8 protein-coding genes and 1 tRNA gene are annotated in these 13,057 nt (G+C 35.0%); 4 read left to right on the top strand and 5 right to left on the bottom strand.

The window, feature by feature from the left end; translation table 11 throughout:
* Window positions 1–67: 67 nt before the first annotated feature.
* The 3 genes from V4P55_RS06915 (at window position 68) to rpsU (ending at window position 2,580) form a co-directional block, all read left to right on the top strand.
* Window positions 68–144 (top strand) — tRNA-Arg (locus V4P55_RS06915).
* Window positions 145–481: 337 nt separating this feature from the next.
* The gene (locus V4P55_RS06910) at window positions 482–2,155 is read left to right on the top strand and encodes a formate--tetrahydrofolate ligase (RefSeq protein WP_455474350.1); all 1,674 of its coding nucleotides are present in this window, start codon (window positions 482–484) and stop codon (window positions 2,153–2,155) included.
* Between the two features lie 191 nt (window positions 2,156–2,346).
* A complete protein-coding gene (rpsU, locus tag V4P55_RS06905; RefSeq protein WP_455474349.1) occupies window positions 2,347–2,580 on the top strand; it encodes a 30S ribosomal protein S21 in 234 nt (77 codons plus the stop codon).
* 859 nt (window positions 2,581–3,439) lie between these two features.
* On the opposite strand, the gene V4P55_RS06900 is transcribed toward rpsU, so the two are convergent.
* The gene (locus tag V4P55_RS06900) at window positions 3,440–4,813 is read right to left on the bottom strand and encodes a glutamate--cysteine ligase (protein ID WP_455474348.1); all 1,374 of its coding nucleotides are present in this window, start codon (window positions 4,811–4,813) and stop codon (window positions 3,440–3,442) included.
* 69 nt (window positions 4,814–4,882) lie between these two features.
* Window positions 4,883–5,626: a 16S rRNA (uracil(1498)-N(3))-methyltransferase gene (locus tag V4P55_RS06895; protein WP_455474347.1), complete on the bottom strand. Its 744-nt coding sequence runs from the start codon at window positions 5,624–5,626 to the stop codon at window positions 4,883–4,885.
* Between the two features lie 1,027 nt (window positions 5,627–6,653).
* Between V4P55_RS06895 and V4P55_RS06890 the strand changes: the two genes are divergently transcribed.
* The gene (locus V4P55_RS06890) at window positions 6,654–7,553 is read left to right on the top strand and encodes a bifunctional methylenetetrahydrofolate dehydrogenase/methenyltetrahydrofolate cyclohydrolase (RefSeq protein WP_455474346.1); all 900 of its coding nucleotides are present in this window, start codon (window positions 6,654–6,656) and stop codon (window positions 7,551–7,553) included.
* Between the two features lie 719 nt (window positions 7,554–8,272).
* Here V4P55_RS06890 and pgl read toward each other — a convergent pair.
* The 3 genes from pgl to V4P55_RS06875 form a co-directional block, all read right to left on the bottom strand.
* Complete coding sequence (pgl, locus tag V4P55_RS06885; RefSeq protein WP_455475077.1) at window positions 8,273–9,061, bottom strand: 6-phosphogluconolactonase; 789 nt, start codon at window positions 9,059–9,061, stop codon at window positions 8,273–8,275.
* Window positions 9,062–10,293: 1,232 nt separating this feature from the next.
* Window positions 10,294–11,580: an NAD(P)/FAD-dependent oxidoreductase gene (locus tag V4P55_RS06880; protein WP_455474345.1), complete on the bottom strand. Its 1,287-nt coding sequence runs from the start codon at window positions 11,578–11,580 to the stop codon at window positions 10,294–10,296.
* Window positions 11,581–11,591: 11 nt separating this feature from the next.
* Window positions 11,592–13,013 carry a glutamine synthetase family protein gene (locus V4P55_RS06875; protein WP_455474344.1) on the bottom strand — a complete coding sequence of 474 codons (1,422 nt, stop codon included), beginning with the start codon at window positions 13,011–13,013 and terminating at the stop codon, window positions 11,592–11,594.
* Window positions 13,014–13,057 lie beyond the last annotated feature (44 nt).

The raw sequence follows: 13,057 nt of genomic DNA, 5'->3' as shown, positions 1-13,057 counted from the left end.
TAAAATGAAACGATTAGGAACCCTTTAAGTCTTATACAAAATAGTATAAAGAATGAAATATATCGGAGCACCCGTAGCTCAGCTGGATAGAGCACCAGACTACGAATCTGGGGGTCAGGAGTTCGAATCTCTTCGGGTGCGCCATATTTTCACTTTTTAAGTTTCATTGAAACTCTTTTATCATAATTCTTTGTTATATTAAGTGAGATAATTTACATCGAGATTAAGTGATATTGACGTTTTTTCATATTTTAGAAAGTACTTTTAAGCCTTTTGCTTATTATCGGCCTGTTCTATCAATAGAAATTTACAATAATAATTTTTTATCTTACTTCTCCCTTTGTACAGTTTATAATAAACTTTATGGTATTTTACCATATTTTCATATGATATAAATCTTATTACTTGGTTACTTTATTTGCGTAATTATAATAATACGTAACCTAAATATTAACAAAGACTAAATATAAAGAACTTTCTTATGCCCAAAACAGATATTGAAATTGCTCGCGCTGCTCAAAAGAAAAATATAACAGAAATTGCAAGAAAAATTGGTATAACAGATGAAAATCTTATCCCTTATGGGCATGATAAAGCTAAAATTTCTTCTACGTACGTAAAATCACTTAGTAAAAATCCAAATGGAAAACTTATCCTCGTCACTGCTATCAATCCAACCCCTGCCGGGGAAGGAAAAACAACAACAACAATCGGATTGAATGATGCACTTAATCTTATTGGAAAAAAAACAATAGCCACTTTAAGAGAACCATCTTTAGGACCTTGTTTTGGCATAAAGGGTGGCGCTGCAGGCGGAGGCTATGCTCAAGTCGTGCCAATGGATGATCTTAATTTGCATTTTACTGGTGATTTTCATGCTATTACAGCAGCTCATAATCTGCTTGCTGCAATGATAGACAATCATATTTACTGGGGAAATAGTTTAAATATTGATTCACGACGCATTGTTTGGAAACGAGTCATCGACATGAATGACCGCGCGCTACGTGATGTTGTCATTTCATTGGGTGGAGTAACCAATGGCTTTCCCCGTCAAACAGGTTTTGATATTACTGTCGCATCAGAAATTATGGCTATTTTTTGTCTTGCTGAAAATTTAGAAAATTTAACACAAAGACTAAAAAAAATTATTGTCGCCTATCGCTATGATAAAACACCTGTCACAGCTGCTGATCTTAAAGCAGAAGGAGCAATGACTGCACTTCTCAAGGATGCAATGCAACCCAATCTCGTGCAAACAATCGAAAATAACCCTGTTCTTGTGCATGGAGGACCTTTCGCAAATATTGCTCATGGCTGCAATTCTGTTATCGCGACGAAAACTGCTTTAAAACTTGCAGATTATGTCGTGACAGAAGCAGGATTTGGAGCCGATCTGGGAGCAGAAAAATTTTTCGACATTAAATGTAGACAGGCAAATATTGTACCAAATGCCACCGTAATTGTTACAACAATTCGCGCACTAAAAATGAATGGTGGTGTGGACAAAAATAATCTGGCAGTAGAAAACATCCCCGCTTTGCAAAAAGGAGCAGCCAATCTTTTACGGCATATCAAAAATATGAAACAATTCGGCATCCCTTGTATTGTTGCTATAAATCATTTTGGTACTGATAGTGATTCTGAAATAAGGACATTACAAGAAATAGTTGCGACAACTGGACACAAAGCTGTTCTCTGCAAACATTGGGAACAAGGAGGAAAAGGCGCCATAGAACTTGCACAAGAACTTGTTACTTTAATTGAAGAAAAAGAGGATCACTTCAAAGTTCTATACCCAGATAACATTCCACTTGTTCAAAAAATTAATTCTATTATAAAAAATTTATATGGTGGACGTGGAGCCATAATCGCGAATCATATTCTCAAGCAGCTTGAAGATTGGGAAAAAGAGGGATACGGAACATATCCTATTTGTATGGCCAAAACACCCTATTCCTTTTCTGCTAATCCTAAAGAATATGGCGCTCCTGTTGACTTTGAAATTCCCGTGCGAGAAGTCCGCCTCTTAAGCGGCGCAGGTTTTATTGTTGTCATTTGTGGAGATATCATGACCATGCCTGGCTTACCACACTATCCCATTGCTGAAAAAATTTATCTTGACAAAAATAATGAAATTCAAGAACTTTCATGAGAATATCTACAAACACGGTGATCAATTATAAAAAAGCTACTTATAGCAAATAGCAAAAAGAATAGAGTTTTTTAAAAGCAATATAGACAAGCACCTTATTTAGTGATATGTGTTAAGTAATGCGTGTCCTATTAAAAAAGGACACGGTTTTTGCATATTATTTATAATACTGAAATAAAGCAGGAAAAGCCGTGCAAGTACTCGTTCGTGATAACAATGTTGATCAAGCGCTGCGTGCGCTAAAGAAAAAGATGCAGCGTGAGGGCATCTTCCGTGAAATGAAAATGCGCGGATATTATGAGAAGCCTTCTGAGAAACGTGCGCGCGAAAAGGCTGAAGCTATTCGTCGTACACGTAAGCTTGCTCGTAAGCGGGCGCAAAGAGAAGGTCTCATTCATAACGGCAAAACTGCTGCTATAAGATAATACAGATTTTGTTAGAATGCTTAAAGTAGCATAGCAGTAAGATTAAGCAAGGCATAAGAGATTTGTTAGTGTTGTGCATATAAAAATTCCTTTAGTTTGCACGTCTATTTTTTTTAGAAAAATAAATCTCTAAGAAATGCTTTGCTTTTTACTTTCTGAAGCTAATAATAATACTCAGAAGTGATTTTGTCGAAAATTTCTGACCTATACAAAAAATAAAAAAGATTTTTTATTGATTCTAAAAATGATCAGATTAAAAAATCAGCTCATGAATTTAAAAATTTGGTCAAGCGCTATACCCTGCAGATTTAACCGTGAGTAGTGATCAACTCGACATCTTCAACATATTTTGAGAGCGAAAAAAGATGAAATAGTACATCTCTCAATAAGAATTCCTAATGACAGGAATTACAAGATATCAAATGTATACAAAAAATAAAAAGAAGTTTCAAAAAATTTAAAAATTAATATCTATAAAATTCTCTCACATTATATAACGCTATTGATTTTATTTATACATTATAACAGCTTATCTAAATAAAACGATCCATTTTTAATTTATAATAAAAAAAACGCGGCTTTAAGTGATCTCTAACTATAGTAAGAATGAGGAATTATCAATATCATGTAGTGCCATAATTAATATATATTTTTGAACCAAAATTACGTAATATTTTTTTTCATATAATTGTTTTTGATATTTATTAATATCCATTATCAATTAAAATACTTTTCTTACAGTACACAACGCCCCTGCAAGACCACTCTCGCTGGTATTTTGCTTATTTTTATTATTATGATATTTGAATAACACTACCAGCTATATTTTCTTCTATATACCCCCGCTTTATAAAAAAACTTAATAGGCACATTCTAAAAACACTGGTTCTATAGACTCCCCCCAAACAGAATGATAACGGGACAAAAGTCTATCAGCACTTGTTTGTCCCGTAGCGATCACCTTTTCCAAGGGATTCAAAAAATCTCCTTCATCAAAACCATTCACATCACGCTGCCCGCGATTTTTTAAGCCTTTGCGTGAGATAGCAACAACCTGACGTGCTAATTCTAAAAGTGTGGTCTGACGAAATGGCGTTCTCATCCCTTCTTTAGAAACACGTATGTACATATCCAGAATCTCTTCAAAACGCCAATCTTTTACAAAAGCTTCAGCCTCATTCAACGCTTCACTATCATAAAGAATTCCCACCCAAAAAGCCGGCAGCGCACAGATATTCTGCCAAGAACCGCCATCAGCTCCTCTCATTTCTAAAAAGCGCTTTAAACGTACTTCAGGAAACAACGTAGACAAATGATTAATCCAATCTCCCATATTAGGTATTGAATTTGTAACTTTTCCTTTTAACGCTCCGTTCATAAATTGTCTAAAAGTAATATCTGTACAATCATAATAACGATCGTCGCGCACAACGAAATACATTGGAACATCAAGTGCCCACTCAACATAATCTAAAAAGCCAAAATTTTCAGAAAATACAAAAGGCAGGATTCCAGTTCTCTGATTATCAGTATCACGCCAAATTTGAGAACGCCAAGACAGCAAGCTATTTGGACGCCCCTCAGTAAAAGGAGAATTAGCAAATAAAGCTGTTGCAATAGGTTGCAACTTCATTGACACTTGCATTTTTCTCCGCATATCAGTTTCAGATGAAAAATCAAGATTAACCTGAATAGTTGATGTTCTATACATCATATTAAGGCCATTGTGACCGACTTTAGGCATATAGTTTGTCATAATTTGGTAGCGTGACTTTGGCATTCGCGGAGTTTCTGCTAATGTCCACTTTGGACTAGCACCAATACCAAGAAACGCAATACCCAATGGCTCTGAAATTTTTTTCAAAAGAGTCAAGTGTTCAGTTAGCTCACAATAAGTATGTCCAACTGTTTTCAATGGTGCACCCGACAATTCAAATTGTCCACCCGGCTCCAAAGAAATAGCGCCTTGACCAACCTCCCCTATGAGACCAATAATATTTCCTTCATCTAAAATAGGCTTCCAACCTAAAGCTTCTTGCATGCCTTCTAAAAGTGCACGAATTCCCTTTGCGCCTTCATAGGGAACAGGATTAAAACCATCGATATAGAACGGAAACTTCTCATGTTCTGTACCAATACGCCAATCACTCTCTGCTTTACATCCCTCTTGAAAATAGTTAACCAAGGAATCTAAGTTATAAATTTCACTTTTATCAGTTATATCAAGCGCCATAACTCATTTTTTCCTATCTATGTTTTCGTTATTTTAAAGTGAATCATGTAAAATAATTTCACAAATATCTCAATCAATTGACCAATCTCCCACGGTCGCATTAAGAAGTGCCAAAGCAGCAACCGCTGCAGTATCAGCACGCAAAATACGCGGTCCCAATGATATCGGAGTGACAAAGGAATGCTTTTTTAAAAAATCCCTCTCTTCTTCACTAAAACCACCTTCTGGTCCAATAAGAACGCCTGGCGCAGTAGTTTTGTGTTTCTTTAAAAGAGTTAATGGATTATGCAATTCTCGCGCTTCATCACAAAAAAATAAAGTTTGTGTCTCATCCCAACATGTTAAAAGTTTTTTTAACGATATGGCAGGAGCGCACTTAGGTAAAGACAAAATACCACATTGTTCAGCAGCTTCAACAATATTCGCCTCCATACGTGCCATATTAATACGGGTAACTTGCGTATGATGCGTTATAACAGGCTGCAAAACCGATACTCCCATTTCTACAGCTTTTTGTACCATATAATCCAAACGCGCATTTTTGAGTGGAGCAAAGCAATAAATAAAATTTAAACGCGCCGTCTGTGACCTTTCTTGATTGATAAGCTGAACTACAACAAACCTTTTTTTAACTGTAATGAGTTTAGCAAGCCACTCACCATCCTGTCCATTAAAAATTAAAACCTCGTCTCCTTCCTGCATACGTAAAACGCGGATAAGATAGGAAGCTTGAGAGTCCTCTATCTTTATTTTTTCATTCAAAGAAAGCGATTGTCGAATAAATAATCTTTTAAGTTTATAATTTATGCGCATAAAAATCGTGCCATAGTTAACTATAATCATCAAAAAAAATGAAAAAATAACATCCATAAAACTATAATGCATAAAGAATTATGAAGTTTCTTTAATTTTGTGAAATAATGATGGAACAAATACAATAGTGTATGATTCTACTCTCAAGTAAATTCATCATAACACACCATTCCTAATACGTTTCATAATTTACCGCATGATTTGAGGAAAATATGTCTGCGAAAAAAGCTACTGTTATTACTATTATTACTACACTATCTTTTATTTTAATTACTATAGGCATTGGCTCAGTTGGAGCGGATGAGAAACATATGATCTCCGAAGACGGATATGGCATATCTTCTAAAATTAATAAGTAAGTACATGCTAAGCACATCCTTGGATTTTTTTATAAATATAATACTTTCGGTAATTTTTTTTAATTTTTACCAATCAAATAAAAATTAACTTTTATTGATTTGCCTTTTAACAGCGATATAGCATGATTAATTTTCGTTGTTAAAATGATACTAAAAAAATATTTTAAGATTAAGGAAAAAATTAAATCATCGTATAGCTTACACTATTATCTATTATACTCCATCCACAGGCTTAAATCTTTTGCTCAATAATACGAATCATATTTATCAGAGAAAAATAAGATACAAGCTTTCATCAAAAAAATGATCGTAGCAAAATAGCATCCAAAAGTTTCACGACTCTAGCATACACAACTTTTCTCTCCATTTTTTCTCCGTAGCAAGCTAAAAGAAAATGCAAATTATCATTAAACATTTCTTATAATCTAAAAATTTCTATATTAAAAATTTAATAACCTCATTATTTTTGTTCTTATCCAAAGCTTATTAGAACAACAATATTGCTGCCTCTTAAGAAAACAATTATCCTAAAGTACTTCGAAACTAATATATAAAGTTATCAAACGCCTCTTACTACTCTCACATAAATTAATGTTACAACATAGCCCTACTGCATTGTCAGCAAATGCTTTACAAAAACCAACAGCTCTACCGAAAGGATCTTTCTCATGAATAATATTATAGACGGAATAAAGCTTGCTGAAGAGGTTATTAAGAAAGTTAAGGCTGAAACAATGAAACTTCATGACCACCATAACATACAACCCGGTATCGCTGTTATCATTGTCGGAGATGATCCCGCAAGCAAAATATACGTCGCATCAAAAAGCAAGAAAGCTGAAGAATGTGGTTTTTTTTCAATAAAACATGTAATGCCTAAAGAAACACGAGAAGAAGAACTCCTTCAGCTCATTAAAACATTAAATGAAGATCCTAAAATCCATGGTATTTTGGTACAACTTCCCTTACCTGCTCATATTAATACGAATCGCATAACACAAGCTATTGCTTTCCAAAAAGATGTTGATGGTTTTCATTATATTAATGTAGGAAAACTTGCCACAAATGCACTTGAAGACGCTATCATTCCCTGCACACCAGCTGGTGCTATGATGATGATTGAACAACAATGTGGACGAGATTTATCAAATCTTGATGCTGTCGTCGTCGGGCGCTCTAATATTGTTGGAAAACCTATGGCAGCTCTTCTAACAGCTGCCAATGCCACTGTAACGATTGCGCACAGTCATACGCGCGATCTTGATGATGTATGTCGTAGCGCTGACATTTTAGTCGCAGCAGTAGGCCGTTCACAAATGATTAAAAAAGAATGGGTTAAAGATGGTGCTATTGTTATTGATATTGGTATTAACCGCATTGCAGCACCAGAAAAAGGTATAGGAAAAACGCGTCTTGTCGGTGATGTTGATTTTGAAGAAGTAAAAGACAAGGTCACTGCTATTACCCCTGTTCCAGGAGGAGTGGGACCTATGACAATTGCAATGCTCATGGTTAATACATTAAAGGCTGCTGCTCGATCGCATAATTTACCCATACCCAAATTCTAAAAATTTTACGTATTTTCATTACACGCGCATTACTTTTTAATTTTTCGTACCTTATGTATATTATGATGGTAGTTTGTCTTTTATTTATACAATTAATAGCTGACTTATAATAGCTAACTAATGAAAAACACGAAAGAACTCGCACTCGATACTGTTTTCATTATTTGAAAGGCTGATAGTATACTGTTTGTACTTTTTAATTTTATTACTTCTTTTCAATAGACTCGTTTCACACTATAAATATCAAAACAACAGCATCGCCCTGCAAATACACAATTGAAATTTCCTAATCTAATATTGTATTGCATAAATTACGCAGAATCTTCTAACATTGCAGTTAGCAAATTACTTTTTAATATCAATACCGTCTTAATAAAATATAAAAAACGCAATTGTTTATTTATAGAATTTTGCATACATTTACGAATGTCTTTTGGTAGCGGCATTACACCAATTATCAAACTATATGGCTTTTATTATAAATCCAAAAATACAGCACCACATCAAACTTATCGTCTAATAAATTAACTAGCCTATCATCTCTGTAAACATATCACACAAATTCTATCTCAGCATACTCTGTGCTATATGATCGCATATAACCGACACAGCACAAATCACACAAACAGTCTTATTAATTAAATTAAAGGAACATCTCTAACAAGCTTATGTACAGAAAGGATCTGATCATACAGCGGTACACTCTGTCTATTTCTTTTTTATGTGTGTATCCCATCGCTCAAGAGAGGTTGCACCTCTGCTGTATCAGCATCATATTCGATTTCATTTATTTCGTTTTCTGCCGGTGACCAATAAACTTGCACAAGGTGATGGGCATTGCGCAAAACTGCTCTAACAGGCATTTCCATTTCAGGTCCATCCTGACAAGCTATTTCAAAACAATCACGCTTTTTAAAACCCTCAAAGTGAAGAACAATAAAGCGAGACTGCACTATAACAGGCAAAGTTAATGTAAGTCTTCTTTCAAGAGTGCTCTTTGCGTGAATAGGTAAAACGAGTGCCTGCGTCTGCAGATCAAGTGCTTGCTTTAAACGATCAGCATTAGGATAAAAGGAAGCAGTATGTCCATCAACGCCCATTCCTAAAACAATAACATCGAATGGTCTAGGCAAAGTATTTATACGATTAGCTGCTGAAAAAGCAGCCAATTCAGCGGTAACTGCTTTATGATAAAGCCCTACAAAACGCGCCTTAGCTGCAAAATTTTGTAATAAATAGCGCCGCACAACATGCTCATTTGAATGTTCATGATTAGTAGGGACAAAACATTCGTCAACCAAAGTAATAATGATATTTTGCCAATCAATATCAGCTTTTGATAAATAATGAAAAAATAGTTCTGCCGTTTTATCTCCGGAAACTGCTAAAATTGCACGTTTATGCTCAAGAACAGACACTCTAAGCTCCGCAGCAACTCGATCAGCCAATGCCACAGCTAAGGCAGTAGGTGTTTTAAAATTTAAACGGTCAATATTCATCTCATGCATCATTATCGCTCTAAACTAAGTTGCTCCATATACACGCTCATCACGTTCCCTTAAAATAACCGACGCCAATAATCCACATGAACCAGCACCCTTTATAAACACACTTCTTTATTGTTTTCTATCTTTTTAAAATTGAATTCATCAAATGCCAAGCAGTTTCTATTTTATCATACCGCATAGACAGCATTTATCTTCATTAAAAGGCTCTCAAAATCCAAATCATTGATCATTAACCATTTATTTGATGCCTTATCAAGCTAAAAGCCAATAACTAAAAAATTTCAAACATCCGCATAAATATGCATTTACCAACTCATCAATAAGAACTCTCTTCTCAATACCAATTATTAATATGAATGTTAAATGCTGTAGATATTTTCCTCTAGCTAATTTTGCAAAATCGTTAAGAGAAAATTTCACAGCAATACTATCTGATATGTTAGCAAAATACTAATCTATCACGCTACATTACTCTACGTTATAAGCATCATGAGGCATTAAAAAATTTCAGTGTTTATAGCTCGTATTATTGATAAAAGACATTTCTGCATCAATCAAATATAGTATATCGTTTTATCACCTAGTATTTTTAGCAGTACGTATCTTCCAATATTAAAAGCTTAGGAAGCATTACTTTAACAGAACTAATACTGAAAATTTGATCTTCACCAAATGTTTCTAAAATATACGATTGTGTTTAACTGTTATTTTTATATATCTCGGCTAATTCGTTTTTCATAATGATACGTAGTTACAGTATCACTGAATTATTCTATCCTAATCTCATGACTGTATCATCAAAAGTGATGAATTTATCATATAAAAAAGATAAACATCCGCTGTATCTTTCAATAACAGTAAAGTCAGAATTGTTCTCTCTTCTATTTGTTAATCAATACCAACATAACATACTGAGCACTTAATTGAATTTTTTTTACAATAATAAAAAATAAAAGCTTTAATATTCTTCATTAATTAACGAAGAGCACACAACTCTACTCACAAGTATTATCCAGCTAAATTATTCAGCACAGATATAAATATCATACCAAATTGCTACTTCTGCCTAACACAATATAATTTTAAAAAAGACTGAAATCATTTTGCAAATTATAAACTTATCTCTTTTTAGATCCAACCATAAAGACTTGAACAATTTACAAAAATTCCAACCATTAAAGCACAAAGATGCACAATAAACCTTTAGTTTCTTTGTCTTTAAAAATGCCCAATTAAAAACGATCCATCAAAGAAAACCAATGCATTGCTAAAAATAGCAGCGGATAACGCAAAAACTTTCCACCTGGAAAAGATGAAATCTTCAAATCTTGAAAATACTCAAAGCGTTCACGCTTGCCCATAAGCCATTCAGCGTATAACTTTCCTATAAAAGGAGCAAGAATAACTCCATGTCCTGAATATCCACCACAATAAGTTATTCCTGGAGAGAGTTGACGAACATAAGGCATACGCTCAACTGTAATAGCAACAGTTGCCCCCCAACGATGTGTTAAATTGACAGATCTAAGCTGAGGATAAATTTCAGCAATCTGTCGTTGTATCCGCTCATCTAAATTTTTAGGATACTGATTATCATAACTTTCTACTCCACCAAATAACAGACGATTATCAATAGTTTTACGAAAATAACGAACCATAAAACGGGAATCATCGACTGCCTCTCCACCAGGAAGAATCGGATGATGTTTTGCTAGCGGTTCAGTTGCTCCAATATAAGAGCGAATAGACACAATATTTTTTTCAATAAAGCGTTGAAGTCCAAGCTTATAAGCATTGGTTGCCAATAAAACATGTTCGGCCCTTATAGTGCCTTGTTCTGTTATCACTATACAACGATTATAATCACGCTTTACCGCTGTTACTTGTGTCTTTTCATAAAGTTTAGCACCTGCCTTTTTTGCTCTTTTCGCCAACCAAATAGTCAACTTTAAGGGATTTAGATGACCAGTTTGCGCGTCATAAATACCCCCGTAATAAAAAGACGACCCAAGCCGTTTAACTATTTCATCCTTTCCCATAAAAGTAAGATTATAATATCCATAGCGCTGCATTATCTCAATATGTCGTAAATAAGATACTATCTCACGTTTTTTATGTGTGACAGAAAGTTGTCCCATCATAAAATCGCTGTGACAATCAGGCAAAGTACACCAGGATAAAACATCTTTTTTGGCATCTTCAGCTAAATCAAAGAGTGCCTTACTTCGCTCAAAACCATACTTTTTTTCTAATGTTTCTACCCATTGTCGTTGCCCCGTGCCCAATTGACCACCATTACGCCCTGAAGCACCATCACCAAAACGCGACGCTTCAAATAAAACAACATTAACTCCAGCATTAACTAAATGGTAAGCAGCTGAAAGCCCAGTAAATCCACCTCCAATGATAACCACATCACATTGTACCTGTCCGCTATCAAAACACGGATAAGAAGGACGTTCTTTTAAATTATCTTCATACCAAGAAATCCCTGGAGAAATTAAATTATAATTTGTCATTGCGATAAAATTTATACATTAAGCAAAAGATATTCACGCTCCCATGGGCTAATCACTTCCATAAAAGTCTCAAACTCTTGTCGTTTAATTGCAGCGTAAGTACTTACAAATGCATCTCCTAAAATAGCACGTATATCTGCATCTTGTTCAAATAAGCTAACAGCTTCTATAAGCCCACGCGGTAAATCTATATTATCAGCATTGGCATTATTTATTGTTGGCTCATCCGGCTCTAGTTTTTGTTGCAAGCCAATAAGACCACAAGCCAAAGAAGCTGCAAGTGCTAAATAAGGATTAGCATCCGACGAAGGAAGCCTATTCTCAACTCGCCGTTCCTGTGGAGCAGAACGTGGCACACGAAAAGCTGTAGTACGATTATCATATCCCCATTGCAAATTAACAGGCGCAGAAATACCAGGCATGAGACGTCTATAAGAATTCACATAAGGAGCAAGCATGACAAATACTCCAGCCATATGCTTTTGTAATCCACCAATAAAATGACGAAAATAAATACTTTCTTTACCATCCTTCTCCGTGAAAATATTCGTACCTGTTTTCTTATCAATAATGGACTGGTGAATATGCATAGCAGAACCTGGCTGACCTTGAATAGGCTTTGCCATAAAAGTTGCATACATATTATGCTTAAGAGCCGCTTCACGAATTGTTCGTTTAAACATAAAAACTTGGTCTGCCAATTCAATTGGATCACCATGACGTAAATTGATTTCAAATTGACCAGCTCCTTCTTCATGAATGAGCGTATCAATTTCTAACCCTTGCGCTTCCGAAAAATGATAAATATCATCAATCAAGTCATCAAATTCATTTACACCAGCAATCGAATATCCCTGTCCTCCACCAATTGCACGTCCAGAGCGACCGATAGGAGGAACTAAAGGATAATCAGGATCAGGATTCTTCTCTACCAAATAAAACTCAATTTCTGGTGAAACAATTGGACATAGACCCATTTGCGTGTAGAAATCAATTACTGTTCGCAGAACATTTCGTGGTGTGTAATCTACAATATTCCCATTTTGATACACAAGATCACAAATTACTTGCGCAGTAGGGGCGTTTTCCCATGGTACAATACTTAACGTAGAAAAATCAGGCTCAAGGCGTAAATCACCATCTGTCTTTGGATATTCAAAACCATGACCATCCTCAGGATAATCCCCTGAAATTGTTGCCATAAAAACTGCAGAAGGCAACGCTAATGATGTCTCCGATATAAATTTTTTAGAAAGCATCATTTTGCCACGCGCTACACCCGCTTGATCAGGCGTAATACACTCAATATCTTTTACATCTCGAAAGGTGAGCCACTGTGAAGCTTGTTCCCAATCTTTAACACCACGCAAACTTTTGAAAAAATCAGAAATAGGCTCAGAACCTTTACTTTTTACATGCTTACTATTTTCCATAGCTTACAATATATTCATTTTTTCAAATAACCAAGTCTTGATTG

It is taken from the genome of Bartonella sp. B30(2025) (assembly GCF_053793825.1).
This window is presented reverse-complemented; position numbering and strand designations above follow the sequence as displayed.